Below are 17,244 nucleotides of genomic sequence, written 5' to 3' on the forward strand. Positions count from 1 at the left end.
CATCAAACAAACCGATTCCGATGTCGCAACCGCCATCCGTATCTGCGTGGCGCTCGTTTTCGCCTGTGCAAAACACCATCGCCATCGTGCTGAGGAAGCTCTAAACGACAACCGCGCGAGCTCGCAAACACACGACCCCGCGCGGCTTCTTTCTTAATGACTTTTGGAACAGCGGCCCAGCAGGCGCTACATCCTCACGCCAGGTTTGGGATGCCTGTACTGACCGTGGGATGCCGTGCGCTTACCGTGCGAGATGGCAAATTTGGGACAACAGTGCAGGCAACGAAGGCAGGCTGCGCACTCCGGCTTTGTCCAGACGGGAAGGCCGTCGCGCATCTCAATCGCCGCCATGGGGCAGCGCTTGGCACACAGGCCGCAGCCGATGCAGCGATCGGCATCGACGGCAAACTTGCTCGTCTGTTGCATGCGCGGCAGCCCAATTGCGTGATACGCGCACGATGCAAACAGAGGCACGCGATGGCACATCATGTTGCCCGTGCGGCGCGCCCGCACCGCCTCGATCACGGCATCAATCTGCGCCTCGGCAGCCCTATTGATACCCTCAACCTTTTGAGGGTCAGACAGGTCGAAAACAGGCGTCCAGGTATCAGGCATCTTGACGCTCATCGCCGCATCTAACTCGAGCCCACGCTCGTGTAGCAGATCGCGGGCGAACTTGGCCGATTGCCCGGTCGTCGAACCATATGTCGAGACATAGAACGTATAGGGGCGCTCGCCGCCCTTTGTGCCGGCAGCAACCGATAGGTCGACAGTCTTCAAAAACTCGATCATTGGCGCCGGCAAGCCCCAGGCGTATACCGGGGCGACAAACCCCAACCGACAGGGGCCTTCCATCACAGCGAGGTGAAGGATCTCGGCATCAAAGCGCTCAATCGACATAACCCTGTCGTCCGTCGCCGCCGCAATGCGACGCGCCACATGCTCGCTGTTCCCTGTCGCGCTAAAGTACAGGATCATCTCGTACCCCTGGAATTGACTCGTGAAAAACCGCGCTACTTGCGCAGCGGCTTGGGCAGTGGAATGCCGGCGGCGATAACGGCCGCGATGATCATGCAGACGATACCCTTGAGTGGGAAGCACATGAGCAGCAGGCCCACGACCATGACCGGCTGACGCATGACCGCACCCATCGTCGATGCCGTGCAGACGGCGACGCAAAAGACCGGATCTGCGCCGGTGAGGATGGCAAGGCCATAGCCCAGGCTTACGCCCGAGAAGATAACCGGGAAGAAGTGGCCGCCGCGCCAACCAAGGTTGATGAGGGCGGGCGTCAGCATGGCCTTAACAAGACCGGTCGCGATAAGCACGCCAGCGGGAATGGTCAGATAGGTTTCCATGAGCACGTCGGCCTGGGTCTCGCCGGCAAACATGGTGTAGGGCAGGACCGTGCCGCAGATGGCGAGCGCCAGACCGGCTAGCATGGCCTTGACGACAGGACGCTCCCCTATGGCATGGGCAAGCGCTTCGCTCGCGTGCTCAGAGACAAAGTACAGCCAGCCGCAGATTGTTCCGATCAGCGACAGAGGGACGAGCCAGGTAAGCTCCAAGTTGCCCACCACGGCAGCCTCGAACCTGGGCATGCCCATGCCGCCGCCCACAAGCTGGCCAAGCAGCAGGTAGGTGCCCAGGCCGCCGGCAATCGCGATGCCGTAAACCACGGTCTTTTGCGCCTTGGGCAGCCTGATGGTGATCTCGTCGGACGCAGAGCCCTCGTCGCCGTCGGCGCTACCGGCAAGCGGTGCCACAAAGCCAAAGACGGGCGCGGTAAAGAGCGCCGTCAACGCGGCCTGGGTACCCAGCAGCGTAAGCTCCCTAAATTCGGCGCCAAAGCGGCGCATGCGGTCGCCAACCCAGCTGCACAGACCCGCGATAACGCCGGTCAGGCCGGCCTCCGGTCCAATACTTCCGCCAAACAGCAGCGGCAGCAATGCCGCGAGCGAAAGCTTGCCCAGGTTGTCATACGGGTAGTGCCCGTCTTGCTTAACCTTAGCCATCACCTGGTTGAGGTCATCGGTCTTGGCGCCTGTCATCTTTTCGTACAGACCGATTAACAGGCCGCCCAGCAGGCAGACAAAAAACGGGTACGGCAAAAAGCCAAACGGGCCGCTGGCAAGCTCGGGCGAAGCGACGCCCAGCGCGTACGGAATCTCGGTCCATAGATAGTCGATACCGTGCTCCATCGCAAAAAAGAACAGCCAGACCGCGGCACCTGCGAACGCACCGGTCACGGCAACGCTAACTAAAAACAGCGCGCGGTTTGTGGGTTTGGCAAGGTTATCCATCGGGTCCTCCCGCGGTCAAAGTCGACATAGTTATGTTTTATTGTAGAGCGAGCGTTGCCCGAACGAGCCAACCGTCTGCGCCGCAAACGGCACCATTGGGAGTCATAGTGGGACAGGCTCAAGACTTATCCGTTGATAATCGAGGCAATCTCGCGCAAATCGTCGGCAAAGTAAATGCCTTGCTGGCGCTGCGGGCTCGATAAACCCTTATCGATCATGTGCCCGAGCAGCGCCTTGAGGTCGTTGTAGTAACCGTCCAGGTTATACAGGATGCACGGAGCACTCAGGTGCCCCAACGACACCGCGGACATGACCTCGGCAATCTCCTCGAGTGTGCCCGTCCCACCGGGAAAGGCGATGAACGCATCGCCGAGCTCAATCATCTTGGCCTTGCGCTCCGCCATATCGCTCGTCACGATGAGGTCGTCGATACCGTCATGTTGAAACTCGGCCTCGATAAAAAAGCTCGGCTCCACACCCGTCACGTGTCCGCCAGCATCGAGCACGCTATCGGCGAGCGCACCCATCAGGCCCGATTTGGACCCGCCGTATACCAGCGCGTGTCCGTTGGCGCCAATCCAGTTGCCCAGCTCCTGCACCGCGGGCAGAAATGCCGGGTCATTGCCAGTGTTGGCACCCAGGTACACGGTGATATTCATATTCAGTCCCCCTCATCGTGACGCACGGCGCCCGTTCTAGCGCTGGCGTCGACGATACTCGCGCACGCGACGCGAAAGATCGGCAAGCTCGTCGCGATCGAGCTCTTCCAAATGCTCCAGATCATCCATAAGGCGCGCCATGGTGTCCTTTTGGCGCATCTTGATAAGCGTATTGCAGTAGTTCACCGCCACGCCCGTGAGCATGGCGATGTAGAAGATGCTGATAACGCTCAAGACGACGGTAATGGCGCGGGCAACCGGTGTTTCGGCCGGAATGTCGCCAAAGCCGATGGTCGAGACCGTCTCAAAGCTAAACCACAGGCCATCGCCAAACGTGAGGGTCGTGGGCTCGGACAGCCAGACGGCCGTCGAGCACAGCAGGTAGAAAACGAGGAACAGGCCCGTGATGCGTGCAAAGCCAGCCTGGCGCAACACGTCGGCAAGCGTCCTCAACTTGTTCATCGCGACCCCTTTTCCAGACGCCCAATCACATTCGCTCGTTATTGTCCCACACCCGGCAGAAAGGGACTGTCCCCAACTGCCGGGAGTGACCGTTTAGCGGTGCGGCGGCTGAATGGGCAGGCTGAGCTGGTATCCTTATGCGAAACTGTCTCAACTCGATAGGATTTCATGTGAAACCTTCCGCCGTCCTTCGCTTGGCTCTATATCGCACCCTGGCCGTCGCGCTTGCCGCGCTCGCCATACTGAGCGCCGTCATGCCCGCCCCCGCCTTTGCCGCCGACTCCGACCAGCAGGTCAAGACGGTCCGCGTTGGCTGGCTCGTCAACAACAAAGGCTTCCAGGAAGGCATGCCGGGCGAGCGACTCTCGGGGTGGGGCTACGAGTACCTCCAGACCCTCTCGTATTACACAAAGGGCTGGCAATACGAATACGTTAGCGGCACCTTCTCCGAGCTTATGGACATGCTCGAAGCAGGCGAAATCGACCTCATGCCCAACATCTCGTATTCGGCAGAGCGCGAGCAGAAGCTGCTCTTTTCCTCGAACCCCGAGGGCACCGAGCGCTACTACATCTACGCCAGGCCCGACCGAGACGATCTGGCCAAGGGTGACCCCCAGGCGCTCCAAGGCCTCACCATCGGCTGCAACTCTGGCGTTATGCAAACTATCGTCGGCCAGCAGTGGCTCGCCGACGAAGGCGTCACCTGCACCTATAAAGAAATCGACACCGGCAGTGCCCTCTTTGAGGCGCTTGCAGACGGCGAGGTCGACGCCGTCATCATGAACGATACCATTTCGTCGCCCGATGCGTCACCCATGTTCTACGTAGGCTCGAGCGACTACTATTTTGCCGTTCCCAAAAGCCGCCCCGATCTGATGAACGACATCAACGCCGCCATGACGACCATCGCCCGCGATAACCCGCGCTATAACGAGGAAGTCAAATCGAGTTACTCGACCCAAAACAGTGGCTCGTCATCGCTCACCGGCCCCGAGACCACCTGGCTCAAAGCAAACGGCAATACCATCACGCTCGGCTATCTTAAAAACCAACTTCCCTACTGCACGCAAAATGACGACGGCGAGATGGAAGGATCGCTCGCCTCGCTTGCAACGACGTTGCACGACAAGTTTGGTATTACGGTCAAAACAATCGCACTCTCGAACAACAGGCAAATGATCAAAGCCCTTTCCAACGGAACCATCGATGTCGCCCTGCCATTGTTTCGCGACTACTGGCTCGCCGAGCAGACAGGAGTCATCCAGTCAAACTCGATGGGAACGGTTTCGCTGACCGCCATTCACAGTGGCAAAAACCTGAACAGCGACCTTAAGAACATCGCTTGTACAAAGAGCACAATCGTTAACCGTTTTGAGCTCGAAAGTCTCTTCCCGAACGCAACAGTAACCGAGTACTCGAATGACGGCGAGGTGCTCAAAGCCCTCAATGAGGGGAAGGCACGTTGCATCATTGTCCCCAGCACGCGCCTGGAAACTCTCCGCGACACCTACGACATCGAGGATTTCGAAACACAGGAACTCACCAACACGGCGCAGCTATCGTGTTTAATTTCGCGCGGCAAGCCCGAGCTGCTGGGAATCATCAATAAGGGCATCGTCAATGCAGGTGAATCGCTCTCTGCAAACAGCTATTTCCCCACATCGTACTCGGCGCAAGAATCGGACACGTTCCAGTTTTTCTATCGTAACCGCACCGCCATTGCGACTGTTATCATCTGCATCTTGCTCACCAGCATCGCCATCCTTGTCTGGTCGCTTTACCGCGCACAGGAGGAACGGCAGAAAGCTGATGCCGCCAACGCCGCCAAAACCGCTTTCCTCACGCGCATGAGCCACGACATCCGCACGCCGCTCAACGGCATCCTAGGCCTTATCGAAATTGAGGAATTGAGAGAAGGCGACATGCAGGTCGCCCGCGAAAGCCGCGCCAAGGCGCGCGTTGCCGCCAATCACCTGCTGTCACTGATTAACGACATCCTCGAGATGGGCAGGATCGAGGAGTGCAAAGTGACGCTCGAGCACGAATCATTCAACCTTAAAGAGCTGTGCGACAATGCGCTCGTACTGTACAAGCTCCGCGCATCGGACCGCGGCATAACCATGCTCGACACCAGCGAGCCCTACGCTGTCGACCAATATATGATCGGCAGCCCCACCCATATTCGGCAGATCCTTGTCAACCTGCTCGACAACAGCATCAAGTACAACAAGCACGGAGGCACCGTCACGTTCTCATCGACCATCAAACCGGTCGACGACGAGCACGCCGTGTTTTGCTTTAGCGTCTCGGATACCGGCATTGGTATGACGCCCGAGTTTTTGACGCACATTTACGAGCCGTTTGCCCAGGAAGGCGACGATGCGCGCAGCAAGTTCCAAGGAACCGGCATTGGCATGTCTATCGTCAAATCGCTCATCGATATGATGGGCGGCACGATTGAGATTTCGAGTGAGGTTGGCGCGGGAAGCACGTTCAACGTCCAGATACCGCTCGATATCGACAAGAACCCTCAGGCAAAAGAACGTGCGTCCAAGCAGACATACAGTTGCTCGCTTGCCGGCATGAACGTCCTTTTGGCAGAAGACAACGAGCTCAATGCCGAAATTGCCCAGGCTCTACTCGAAAGCGAAGGCATCGTCGTAACGCGCGCCGCCGACGGCAACAAAGCAGTCGACCTATACGTTAGTCGTCCCGCCGGCAGCTTCGATGCGATCCTGATGGACATCATGATGCCGGGCATGGATGGCTACGAGGCAACCCGCGCGATTCGTCTGAGCGAAAAGGCCGATGCAGCCGACATCCCCATCATCGCGCTCACTGCCAACGCCTTCAACGAGGACGCCAAGGCGGCACACGATGCCGGTATGAACGCCCATCTGCCCAAACCGCTCGACTTTAACAAGCTCAAAAACATACTCGCCCGCATCAAGAAATACGGATCCGTTTCGCTATAGTTTGTGCTCAACCACCATGCACAGCCAGAAAGGAAGCCAACGATGTTTAGGCCCTTACGTCGAAAGAAACGCGCCATCACTGACGAGGAAGCGCGCGAGTTGCTCGCCACCTGTAAGCGCGGCGTCTTTGCCGTCAACGGCGATGATGGCTACCCCTATGCCATTCCCGTCAACTACTTCTTTGACGCCGAGCACGACAAGATTTATTTCCATGGCGCCAAGGCCGGCCACAAGGTCGATTCGCTCAGGCGTGACGATAAAGTCTGCTTTACCGTTTACGGCAACGAGTGGTACAAGGACGGCGACTGGGCTCCTTACGTCATGAGCACTGTGGTCTTTGGCCGTTGCCGCCTGGTAGATGAAGCGCCTGCGTTTATCGAGGACAAAGTCCGCCAGCTCGCGCTTAAGTACTACCCTTCTGCCGAAGAAGTCGAGGAAGAAATCGCCAAAGACATCAAGGGCGTCCAACTCTACGAGATTTCAATTGAGCATCTTTGCGGCAAGCAGATTCAGGAAAAGTAGCGAATGCGAAAAACGCGCTCGCTACCCTCTGCGCCCCATGCGCCCACGCATTTTGACGGCGTGGGCGCATGGGGCAGCACTCGAATCGAGCGCCCCCCTATACCCCAAAAACGTAGCGGTCCAGGCGCTCACACGCCTCCTTTACCCGCGAAAGGGGCAGTGCCAGATTCACACGAATGTGGCAGGGCCCGTGGAACGGGCGGCCGTCCTGATACCCCACGCCCACACGAGCGCCCTCGTCGAGCAGCCACTGAATATCGCGGCCATGCTCGCGGCACCACTCGGTGCAGTCCGGAAACACCATGTAGGTGCCCTGCGGACGCGAATAGGACACGCCCGCAAAATGCTTGTCCACGTAATTGCAGAAGTAGTCGACGTTGCCCTCGATGACCTCATTGAGCTCATCAACCCACTCGTAGCCTTGCGGCTGGTAGGCACCGATAAGCGCGTGCATCGAAAGGACGTTCATCTCGTTGTAGTGGGTCTTGTTGGACACGGCGCACACGCGGTCGCGCAGCGTCTCGTTATAGATGATGTGGTAGCTGCCGACCAGGCCCGCCAGGTTAAACGTCTTGCTGGGCGCGTAGAGGGCAACCGTGCGCATGTGGGCGTCCTCGCTCACCGACTGCGTCGGGATATGCTTGTGCCCCGGCAGGATGATATCGGACCAAATCTCGTCCGATATCACCACGCAATCGTGCTGGCGATAGATGTCCATGGCGCGCTCGATTTCGTCGCGCTCCCATACGCGGCCGCAGGGATTGTGCGGCGAGCAGAACACCGCGGCATGGATGTGGTTTTGGGCGAGTTTGCACTCCATGTCCTCAAAGTCCATGCGCCACACGCCCTGATCGTCGAGCTTAAGCGGGCTATGGACAATACGATAGCCCGCGGCCTCAATGGACTTGGTAAAGCCGATGTAGGTGGGGCTGTGGACCAGCACCGCATCGCCCGGCTGGACATACGCGCGCAGCGTCGACACGACACCGCCCAGCACGCCGTTTTCGTAACCGATATGTTCAGGGCGCAGGCCCTCGACGCCATTGCGGCGGCTCTGCCATTCGATGATGCGGTCGAAATACTCGGAGCGCGGATTGAAATAGCCAAACATGGGGTGCTGGGCGCGCTGAATGATGTGTTCCTGGACCGTGGGCACCGTGGCAAAGTTCATGTCGGCCACCCACATGGGAATGCGGTCGAAGCCCTCGTCGGGTGCGTTCGGGGCCATACCGGGGATCTCACCCCAAGAGTCAACGGCGATGGCGTCCATGCCGTGGCGGTCGATGATTGAAGTGAAGTCGTATTTCATGCTGGACTCCCGTGCAAAGTTGATTGTTTTGGTAGGCGTTATTGTCCACCAGCGTGGGCGGTTTTGGCGCGGGGTTTGGCGCTTAATTTGACGGGTGCGGACGAATGGCTGGTTAGTCTTGCGCGTCGTTGACGGCAACTACGGTTAGCTGGGTTTCATCGACCGTAAACGATATGTCGAGCCCGGCGTAAGCCAGATGATAGACGCGGTGTGGCTCGTGCTTGCTGCCCGCGCGGCGCGGGTCTTGGCGAAGGACCTCGACCAAGCCGAGGAGCTTTGCGGGCGGGACCATATCCTGCAGTGCTTGCGGAAACTCAACATCGAGCTCTTGCCACGGAGCATCCTCGATCCAGCCTCCGGTCGCATCCGGGTGGCAGTCCGCAAACGGAATGTAGGGCTTGATGTCGTAGATGGGCGTACCGTCGCGCAGGTCGGCCCCCAACACATGGATGATGGGGCCATCGTCGGTGAGCTCGACACGATCAAGCTTGACGCAGGTGAGCCCGATGGGATTAGGGCGAAACGGACTGCGCGTGGCAAACACTCCCACACGTTCGGCTCCGCCCAGACGCGGCGGGCGCACGGTTTTCGACCATTTTGCGTTGGTGCCGGACCTGTCCTGCGTTTTAGCGTCGACGGCAATATCCTTAGCCGTGCCGCCGGGCGTTCCGTTTTCGAAGCGCCACAGCAGCCACAGGTGAGAGAAGGAGTCCAGGCCCTCAACCGCTGCATTGGAGGCAAATTCCGGCTCAAAAAAGATTCGTCCCTGCAGATGGGGCGCCAAAAAGCTGTTGCGCGGAATGCCGAACTTCTGCGGCAGGTCGGTATGTATGCGTGCGATAGGTTCCATGCCGGTCATTGTACGGCATGGAGGCGTGGGGCGTTGCGCGCAATTCTTCGCCGCGGTCCCCCGTCGTGCAACCAACGGTTGCTTGGAAGGGCGCCTGCCGCCGCGTATGCTTAAGCCATCAACCAGCAGAAAGGAGCCGCTATGGCCTTTGCAGAAAAGCTCATTGCTGTCCGTCGCGCCCATCACCTTACCCAAGAGCAGCTTGCCGCTAAGCTCTTCGTCACACGCCAGGCCATCAGCCGGTGGGAGCGCGGCGAGGTCACACCGGGCATCGACATGATGAAGCTCATTGCCGCCATAACCGGAGAACCGCTGTCCCACCTGCTCGAAATGCCCGAGCACTATTGCCAGAGCTGCGGCATGATACTCACGCCCGACGACTGCGGCACCGATGCTCACGGCGCAACGACCGACCATTACTGCAAGTGGTGCTACGACCACGGCAAGTACACCTACGAGACCACGATGGAGGCCATGATTGAGGATTGCGCCCCGCGCCTGGCACAAAACACCGGTATGTCGCTCGACGAAGCCGTCTCGCTCATGGGCGCCGTGCTGCCGCAATTGGAGCGCTGGCGCACCGTGCAGGAAAACGAGGAGCGCTACGGTGCCGAGGCGCGGGCGCGCTATGGCGACGAGGCCGTCGATGCAGCAAACGAGGCACTGCTGGACATGGACCCCGAGACATGGAACGACATGAAGGAACTTGAACGCGCTATTCTGGGCCAGCTCTCGATCGCCATGGGCGACGGCGAACCGGATGGAAGCGAGGCGCGCAAGCTTGTCGCAATGCACCGTCGATGGATTGGCCTTAACTGGGGACACGAACCCCAAGACGAAGCATACCTGGGCCTCGCCCACGGCTATCTTGCCGATCAGCGCTTTGTTGACTACTACGACAAGCCCTGCGGCACCGGAGCTACGGCGTTTCTGGTACAGGCCATCGAGTCGTCGCTGGCCCGCGCATAGATTGCGGCGGCTTTGGGTATTTCAATCGAAACCTCAACCGATTGGAGACCCATGGCTACTAATCATGAGCTCACGCTGTACGTTATGACCGGCTGCCCGTATTGCATAAAAGTCAAGCGATTCCTTGCCGATAACGGCGTGACCATTCCCGAGCGCAATATCTCGACCGATACCGAGGCCGAGCAGACGCTCATCGCCGTCGGCGGAAAACGCCAGGTTCCCTGCCTGTTCATTGATGGCAAACCACTCTACGAGTCGAGCGACATCATCGCGTGGGCACAGAAGAACCTGCTCTAGCACTCATTGGGGACGTACTTAAATGAGTAGTTTCACTCATTGGGGACGCACTTAAATGAGTAGTCGTTTAAGAACGTCCCCAACGGCTACCCGATGACACGGCGATCCTATTCCTCGATCTCTTTCCAGCACTGAGGATCGGCTTCGTACATATCGCCCGTGTAACCATACGTCGCAGCGGGGCAGCCTCGGCACCAGCCGAAAAGCTCGCATTTGCAACCGCTCATTGGGGACGTACTTAAATGAGTAGGTAGGAATTCAGTTTCTCAAATTTATAGAACATACGTTTGCTTATATGCTATACTCTCCTCAAGGCATGAGACTGGTCGAGAGATCCCGCGGAGGTCCCCAATGACACGCTGGAGCGAGCTCGGTAAGTAAGATCGGTGGTTACTGCACTCGTCCATCTCAGACAGGTTGCGCTCCTGTTCGCCGTCGCCATCAAAGAACGGCACTCACAACCAAACGTTTCCGTTATCCGTGAGTCACACAGGAGTGCATCGTTATGGCTAAAAAGATTCCAACCCTTTCACCCGACATTATTTCAAACACCTGCTCAGATATCAGCAGGATTGTCGAGGCCAAACACCTCGGCCAGAAAGGTATCAACCATGAGACCTCCTCGGAAGGGGCTCTGCTCATCGGGCGCCGTCTCGAGCAAGAGATTGCCGGATACCCCATCTCCAATCTCAATGGCTTACTCTCGCCCATCGCTTGCCACCTCAAGCAGCACTTTAGCCCAAGCCTGGGCCCGACTTATCTCAAGCGTTGCATAAAGCTCGCACGAATTGTTCCGGAAGACATGGGTTTTCGACCGGAGCTTGATCTGGAACACTATCAGTCGCTCGCTCACATCGCCGACAAAGATCTGCGCTTAGATCTGATGAACGTTGCCGCGGATAACCATTGGAGCGCGTTGCGCATCGATCGTCATGCCCGCTATCGAAGTCCGCAGGACACTTTGGATGCTTGGGAGCGCCGTGTGCTTGAATCAAATCAAGAAGTACGGCGCTTCGCCCGCGCCTACACAGATGCCTGTGGAATCATTTCACTCGATGAACTTATTGAGCTCTACAACTCCTGTGCCCCCAATCCAGTCTCGAGATTTGAGATAAATGAGACTATTTGGCAAATCAGGAACGAATCGGGACAAATCGACAATCCCTGCATTATATCCAGAGATAGAAAACTCTATCTCATAGCGCCAGAGCTCGATAACGCTGTTGATGAAGCCCCTTATTACTATGATGACTACGGATACTCCTATCGAAAATATGAACGGCGCAGCGAATACACCGGTGAGATGCGCGCGCTGCGCGAACGGCGCGTTGGCATCAGAGTAGCAGCCATCTTCGCCGGTCACGAACGTCTTCCAATCAGAAGGCTCAGCTATGACGAAGTCATCTGCGGGCATATAAAGTGCAGTCGATCTGTCGAACGACTCAAGCAGTACGTCCTGAGAGACCCTGAGCTCAAGGCATCTGATTTCCATGCAAGAGAAGATGAGTTCGATTTCATCATGACAAAGCTTTTGCGTTCCGTTGGACTCAACGGTATGCCGACAGCCCAGCAAATTGCCGAAGACGCAGCTTTCTTATTGATTGTCGTACGACCCGAGCTTTATGAACGCAAGAAAACACCCGAGGTCTCCAAGCTCCTCTCGATAATCTATGAAGACGCTCCCCTCTGGGAGTTCAACGGACGCTCACATTCCGAGCTGAGAAGCGAAGAAGTGCTGGAGCCTCCGGTGCCAATTTCACATCGAGAAGTCCAATCAAAACAGGCCGCTTAACCCTATTAACTGCTTGCATTTTTGTCTACAAAACTGTATACAAAAAGAGAGGCCCTTATGGAGCTCATCGCAATCCACCCCCATGCCCTCAAGCACGGGCTGACGGAGACGGATATTACATGCGCCTGGAACTCCGCTTTCGCATGGTTCAGGCGTGATCTTGAAAATGGAGGTATCGATTACATTCTCGTTGGACTTGATAGAAGAAGCCGTCTCATGGAACTCATCGCTCGATATTGCCCCGATCGAGATGGCTACATCATTTACCACGCCCTTGTCCCTCCTACGCGCAAGGTGCTCAGGGAAATCGGGGTCGATCGATAGGAGGCGCTATGGACGCTAAGCAGCTCGAGAAGATGATGGGGTTTGCTCCCGGAGAGCTGGAAAAGGCAGCAGAGGCATACGAAAAAGATGAGTGGCCAAAGGGCCGCACCATCAAGTTAGGAAGGCCGCCGATCTTCGATGAGCCGAGCGTTGTTTTGTCGGCACGCGTGGGTGAATCGGTTCTTGAGGCGTTTGACGCAAAGGCAAAGCGTCATGGGCAGACACGCACAGAGCGGATCAGGGAGCTCATTACGCTCGATGCAATGATTGCCTAGTCCCCCGCCGAACCCAAACGTGTATGTCAGCATCCAAAGTCGACATTTTTCGACATCTTAGGATGCTGACGTACAGCTTTTGCGTGGGTCCCTCACAACCGCTCATTGGGGACGCACTTAAATGAGTAGTCGTTTAAGAACGTCCCCAACGACCACCCGATGACACGGCGATCCTATTCCTCGATCTTTTTCCAGCACTGAGGATCGGCTTCGTACATATCGCCTGTGTAGCCATACGTCACAGCGGGGCAGCCTCGGCACCAGCCGAAAAGCTCGCATTTGGAGCACTTCTTGAACTTTTTAAAGTCGCGCTTTGCCTCCATCTGCGGCGAAAAGAACAGCTCCTCGAGCGTGTTCTCGGCAACGTTGCCTACCTTGCTCTCCATGCGACGGCATGCGTAGACATCGCCCGTAGGCAGCACCGTCATATGGCCCGTACCGCAGTGGCAGCCGTCATAGATCATGCCGGGCTTGGCGTCCGCGGGGATGGTGAACTTACCCTGCTCCCACAAAAGCAGCGTCCACAGGTGGTCCTTGAGCTGGAAGAACGTCTTGCAGCCCGCCGCCTGATGGAACTCCATGCGCTCCTGCGCGGCAAGCAACACGTCGCGATACTCAAGCGGCTCCAAATGGAACTCGTCACGCTTTTGGCCTGACGTGGGGCAATATCGTCCAAATGCGAACACGTCGACCTCGAGGCTCGCCACAAGATCGATGAGCTGCGGCAACTCGGCAGCATTCATGCTCGATACCGTGTTCATGACGGCAACCCAGATACCTGCACGCTTAAGGCAACCGATGGCGCGCATGGTCTCGGCAAACGAGCCGAGCTTACGGAAGTAATCATGCGTCGCCTCGAGTCCATCGAGCGAAAGTTGATATTTGCGGCACCCCAGCTCTTTCATGCGGGCACAGACCTCATCGATCAGATGGAACGGATTGCCCATCACGCACCACATAAAACCCCGCTCGTGCAGGAGCTCAGCAAGGCGCCAAAAATCGGGATGAAGAATGGGATCGCCGCCCGTAACGTAAAAGTACGGCTGACGGCCGATGCGCTCGCAGAGCGCCTGGGCTTGATCGACGACCTGGACCATCTGCTCCCACGGCATGCGCTTAAAACCGGCGCAGGCACCGTTGGCAAAGATATAGCAATGTTTGCAACGCTGATCGCATTCATCCGTAATGTGCCATTGGAAGGCAAACGCAGGCTTTTGCATCGTGGGACTCCCTTGGTCGATGTTGAAACTGATGACAATATTTGGGCTACAGACGCGTAACGGCGCCGACGGGGCAATTCTCGGCACAGGCACCGCAATGCAGGCAGTGCTCGGGCTCTATGCGATACGAGTCTCCCGGCTCGATGCACTTCTGCGGGCAGTGCTCAAGGCAGGTGCCGCAACCGATACACGCATCGGCATCGATGCAGAAGCCCTTGGCGGGCGCAGGTGCCATGCCCTCGTCTAAGGTAAAGACCGCACGCTCGATGGGATGAACTCCCAGGTTAAAGTAGTCGAGCACTATGTTCTCAACCTTAAAGATGATGTTGATCTCGCGCGTATCACCGGGATAAACGTTAGCAAGATACGGCTGCTCGACGTAAATCACGTCGCGCCAGTGAACTTGCTCGGAATCCGAGACGGGAGTGGCAACGCCGGACATGCGAATCATCTCGTTAAACCGCGTGTGAACGAGCGTTTGGACACGTCCATCGGCCATAAGCTGACGGGCCATCTCCTTGCCACGTGCCGTGAGAAAGTAGATAGCACGGGGCTCGTAATGGACGGCGCTTACGCAGCGAATTTGCGGCGCACCACTCTCGTCCACGGTTGCCAGGGAGAGCGTCCCGGCAAGCTGCATCTTTTTGAAGCAAGTCTGAGCATCCATTACGAGTCCCTTCCTGGCGATTGCTTACTGAGCGTCCGCAGCGCCGCAAGCGGTGCCACAGGCCGGAGCGGTCTTGGGATCGGCGGAACCGCAGGCAGGAGCGGCGGCCGGGTCAGCAGAGCCGCAGGCAGGAGTGGCAGCCGGATCGGCAGAGCCGCAAGCAGTACCGCAAGCGGGTGCGGCCTTGGGGTCGGCGGAGCCGCAAGCGGGCGCAGGATCGGTGGTACCGGAGGAGGCGAAAGCGGCGACGTTCTCAAGATTCTCGGACATGGCAATTCCTTTCGATTGGGGGCGGCTGGGCGAAGCCGCCCGGACGTAGACGCTTTTGCGCCTAAGCACATCATGCGAGGAATGCACCCCACCCAAAAGAAGGCACTAATCTATTAGCCAGTTACCAAAAAGTAAGTTGTAGCCGCGGGCGCCAGCAGCTGCGATAATGCAAGCAACCTACCCGATTGCGAGGCTACCATGCTCACCAAAGAAGAACTGCCTCCCTGCCCCGTCGCCACGTGTTTTCAGCTCTTTGGCAACAAGTGGAAAATCTATATCATCCAGCAGCTCATTGAGCAGCCTCTGGGCTTCAACGCGCTACATCGCTCTATTCCCGGCATCAGTCAAAAGGTGCTCTCGTCAAACCTAAAGGAAATGGATGCCGCGGGACTTATCACGCGCACCGTCATTCCCGAAACGCCCATCCGTACCGAATACGCGCTGAGCGAGCTGGGTCAAAGCCTTATGCCCATCATCGATTCTCTTGTGGAATGGGGCACCGACTACCAGCAGCTTGTGCGAAGCTCCTAGCAGCTACGGGCTTTTGCAAATTGAGCGCCGTGGGGCATACCGCTCCACGGCGCTTACCTTTTTGTGCCTTCTTTTGAAGAAGCGGTCCGGGTTGCACACTGCTGTCAAACACGCCCAACTCAATTGGACAGGAGGTCAGCCATGAATCAAGCCGAGCGTCGTATTTGGCTTATCAATGCATTGCTCAACGAGCGAGCGGACGGACGCGGCATTGCCGTTCCCGCCGGAGCCGGCGAGCAGCGTGATTTGCTCAGGGCCCTTATGAACGTGCGGTCGCCCGAAGCGCTCGCGACAGAGGTGCTCGATGTCCAGGATGCCTACTTGCAGCAGCGGCTTGTTGAGCGCGGCGGCGCAACCGATGCCGGCACGCTTCCCTACTGCAATCGCATTGCCGTCTGGCGTGGCGACATCACGCTGCTTAAGGCCAACGCCATCGTCAACGCCGCCAACAGCCAAATGCTCGGCTGTTTTGTGCCGGGACACCACTGCATCGACAATGCCATCCACACATACGCCGGCATGCAGCTGCGCCTGACGTGCGCCAGCCTCATGTGTAAACAGGGGCATGAGGAACCGACCGCATGCGTCAAGGTCACGCCAGCCTTTAACCTGCCCAGCAGCCATATCTTCCACACCGTCGGTCCCATCGTGCCCAACCATAAGCCTGGCCCGCGCGAGGAACTGCTACTGCGCCGTTGCTACACCAGCTGCCTGGAAGAAGCGACGAGCCGAAAGCTCGACACGCTTGCCTTCTGCTGCATTTCGACGGGCGTCTTTGACTATCCCCAACAAGCCGCCGCGCGCGTTGCCATCGATGCCGTTCGTCATCATCTAGACCATAACGACCCCAACCTTAAGGTGATCTTCAATGTTTTTCTCGCGTCTGACGAGTCAATCTACCGCGACCTTCTCCAAGCAGATCGCTAAGCTCCGAGCCGCACTCGATGCATCCGACGCCGTGATAATCGGCGCCGGCGCGGGTCTTTCCACCGCGGCTGGCTACGCCTACGCGGGAGAGCGCTTCGAGAAACTCTTTGGCGACTTCGCCGCACGCTACGGCTTTACCGACATGTACTCCGGCGGTTTCTACCCCTATGACTCCCTCGAGGAATACTGGGCATTTTGGAGCCGCTATATCATGTGCAACCGATATGACCCCATACCCAAGCCCATCTACGAACAGCTTTTGGGCCTGCTGCGCGACCGAGATTACTTTGTGCTGACCACAAACGTAGACCATTGCTTCCAACGCGCCGGTTTCGATAAACAGCGACTCTTTTACACGCAGGGCGATTATGGTCTATTCCAGTGCAGCAAGCCCTGCTGTCAGGAAACTTGGGACAACGAAGAGCTCGTACATTACATGGTCGCCGCCCAAGAAGACCTGCGCATTCCGTCTGCGCTAGTGCCCCGTTGCCCCCATTGTGGCTCCCCGCTCACGATGAACCTGCGCGCCGACGACACGTTTGTGCAGGATAAGGGCTGGTGTGCCGCGGCCGACCGTTACCAAGATTTCCTGCGCCGCCACAGCAATATGCGCGTTCTGTTCTTGGAGCTTGGCGTGGGCGGCAACACGCCCGTCATCATCAAGTACCCGTTTTGGCAGATGACCGCCAAAAACGAGCGCGCTACATACGCGTGCGTCAATTTTGGCGAGGCAGTCGCCCCTGCAGAAATCGCCGATCGCAGCATCCTGATTGACGCCGACGCAGGGCGCGTGCTGGACGCACTTGCCGTCCAAGCCGTCAGATGACGAAGCCGATGCTCAACATAGTCATTGGGAACGTTCTTGAATGACTAGCCGTTAAAGAACATCCCC

19 protein-coding genes are annotated in these 17,244 nt (G+C 57.7%); 10 read left to right on the forward strand and 9 right to left on the reverse strand.

Translation table 11 applies throughout. The features are described 5' to 3' along the window. Positions 1-186: 186 nt before the first annotated feature. The 4 genes from OIL77_02175 to OIL77_02190 all read right to left on the reverse strand — a co-directional run bounded on the left by OIL77_02175 (position 187) and on the right by OIL77_02190 (position 3,424). Positions 187-978, reverse strand: coding sequence for an EFR1 family ferrodoxin (locus tag OIL77_02175; GenBank protein ID HJI44229.1), 792 nt, complete (start codon positions 976-978; stop codon positions 187-189). A 35-nt stretch (positions 979-1,013) separates the two neighbouring features. Beyond that, positions 1,014-2,303, reverse strand: coding sequence for a chloride channel protein (locus OIL77_02180; GenBank protein ID HJI44230.1), 1,290 nt, complete (start codon positions 2,301-2,303; stop codon positions 1,014-1,016). A gap of 125 nt (positions 2,304-2,428) precedes the next feature. Beyond that, positions 2,429-2,962, reverse strand: a complete 534-nt coding sequence (locus OIL77_02185) for a TIGR00730 family Rossman fold protein (GenBank protein ID HJI44231.1) — start codon at positions 2,960-2,962, stop codon at positions 2,429-2,431. Between the two features lie 36 nt (positions 2,963-2,998). Continuing rightward, entirely contained in the window at positions 2,999-3,424 is a 426-nt protein-coding gene (locus OIL77_02190) for a potassium channel family protein (protein ID HJI44232.1), read from the reverse strand. A 170-nt stretch (positions 3,425-3,594) separates the two neighbouring features. Here OIL77_02190 and OIL77_02195 point away from each other — a divergent pair, with 170 nt between their 5' ends. Both OIL77_02195 and OIL77_02200 read left to right on the forward strand, forming a co-directional pair. After that, positions 3,595-6,399 carry a transporter substrate-binding domain-containing protein gene (locus OIL77_02195; protein HJI44233.1) on the forward strand — a complete coding sequence of 935 codons (2,805 nt, stop codon included), beginning with the start codon at positions 3,595-3,597 and terminating at the stop codon, positions 6,397-6,399. A 42-nt stretch (positions 6,400-6,441) separates the two neighbouring features. Then, complete coding sequence (locus OIL77_02200) at positions 6,442-6,921, forward strand: pyridoxamine 5'-phosphate oxidase family protein (protein HJI44234.1); 480 nt, start codon at positions 6,442-6,444, stop codon at positions 6,919-6,921. Positions 6,922-7,018: 97 nt separating this feature from the next. Here OIL77_02200 and OIL77_02205 read toward each other — a convergent pair whose 3' ends face one another. Next, positions 7,019-8,230 (reverse strand): aminotransferase class I/II-fold pyridoxal phosphate-dependent enzyme, encoded by a 1,212-nt coding sequence (locus OIL77_02205; GenBank protein HJI44235.1) that lies wholly within the window; start codon positions 8,228-8,230, stop codon positions 7,019-7,021. 112 nt (positions 8,231-8,342) lie between these two features. Beyond that, on the reverse strand, positions 8,343-9,080 hold the full coding sequence (locus tag OIL77_02210) for a tRNA (N6-threonylcarbamoyladenosine(37)-N6)-methyltransferase TrmO (protein ID HJI44236.1): 738 nt from the start codon (positions 9,078-9,080) through the stop codon (positions 8,343-8,345). 141 nt (positions 9,081-9,221) lie between these two features. On the opposite strand from OIL77_02210, the gene OIL77_02215 reads away from it, so the two are divergent. From OIL77_02215 to OIL77_02235, 5 genes are all read left to right on the forward strand, one after another. Then, a complete protein-coding gene (locus tag OIL77_02215; GenBank protein ID HJI44237.1) occupies positions 9,222-10,049 on the forward strand; it encodes a TipAS antibiotic-recognition domain-containing protein in 828 nt (275 codons plus the stop codon). Positions 10,050-10,100: 51 nt separating this feature from the next. Further along, entirely contained in the window at positions 10,101-10,346 is a 246-nt protein-coding gene (locus OIL77_02220) for a glutaredoxin (protein HJI44238.1), read from the forward strand. Positions 10,347-10,851: 505 nt separating this feature from the next. Continuing rightward, positions 10,852-12,138: a hypothetical protein gene (locus OIL77_02225; GenBank protein HJI44239.1), complete on the forward strand. Its 1,287-nt coding sequence runs from the start codon at positions 10,852-10,854 to the stop codon at positions 12,136-12,138. Positions 12,139-12,195: 57 nt separating this feature from the next. Then, positions 12,196-12,462, forward strand: coding sequence for a hypothetical protein (locus OIL77_02230; protein ID HJI44240.1), 267 nt, complete (start codon positions 12,196-12,198; stop codon positions 12,460-12,462). Positions 12,463-12,470: 8 nt separating this feature from the next. Further along, the gene (locus OIL77_02235) at positions 12,471-12,737 is read left to right on the forward strand and encodes a ribbon-helix-helix protein, CopG family (protein HJI44241.1); all 267 of its coding nucleotides are present in this window, start codon (positions 12,471-12,473) and stop codon (positions 12,735-12,737) included. A gap of 173 nt (positions 12,738-12,910) precedes the next feature. Here the strand turns inward: OIL77_02235 and acgM are convergent, their stop codons facing one another. Genes acgM through OIL77_02250 form a run of 3 tightly spaced genes read right to left on the reverse strand, consistent with a single transcriptional unit; the run spans position 12,911 to position 14,894 of the window. Then, positions 12,911-13,957 (reverse strand): radical SAM/SPASM domain protein, ACGX system, encoded by a 1,047-nt coding sequence (acgM, locus tag OIL77_02240; GenBank protein ID HJI44242.1) that lies wholly within the window; start codon positions 13,955-13,957, stop codon positions 12,911-12,913. Between the two features lie 46 nt (positions 13,958-14,003). After that, the gene (locus OIL77_02245; GenBank protein HJI44243.1) at positions 14,004-14,624 is read right to left on the reverse strand and encodes a 4Fe-4S binding protein; all 621 of its coding nucleotides are present in this window, start codon (positions 14,622-14,624) and stop codon (positions 14,004-14,006) included. Positions 14,625-14,648: 24 nt separating this feature from the next. Beyond that, positions 14,649-14,894, reverse strand: a complete 246-nt coding sequence (locus OIL77_02250; GenBank protein HJI44244.1) for a hypothetical protein — start codon at positions 14,892-14,894, stop codon at positions 14,649-14,651. A 198-nt stretch (positions 14,895-15,092) separates the two neighbouring features. Between OIL77_02250 and OIL77_02255 the strand changes: the two genes are divergently transcribed. From OIL77_02255 to OIL77_02265, 3 genes are all read left to right on the forward strand, one after another. Next, positions 15,093-15,425: a helix-turn-helix transcriptional regulator gene (locus tag OIL77_02255; GenBank protein ID HJI44245.1), complete on the forward strand. Its 333-nt coding sequence runs from the start codon at positions 15,093-15,095 to the stop codon at positions 15,423-15,425. Between the two features lie 141 nt (positions 15,426-15,566). Next, the gene (locus OIL77_02260) at positions 15,567-16,352 is read left to right on the forward strand and encodes a protein-ADP-ribose hydrolase (GenBank protein ID HJI44246.1); all 786 of its coding nucleotides are present in this window, start codon (positions 15,567-15,569) and stop codon (positions 16,350-16,352) included. Continuing rightward, positions 16,294-17,178 carry a Sir2 silent information regulator family NAD-dependent deacetylase gene (locus OIL77_02265; GenBank protein HJI44247.1) on the forward strand — a complete coding sequence of 295 codons (885 nt, stop codon included), beginning with the start codon at positions 16,294-16,296 and terminating at the stop codon, positions 17,176-17,178. Before OIL77_02260 ends, OIL77_02265 begins: the two co-directional genes overlap by 59 nt. The last annotated feature ends 66 nt before the right edge of the window (positions 17,179-17,244 follow it).

The organism is Coriobacteriaceae bacterium, assembly GCA_025993015.1.
Lineage (GTDB): Bacteria > Actinomycetota > Coriobacteriia > Coriobacteriales > Coriobacteriaceae > Collinsella.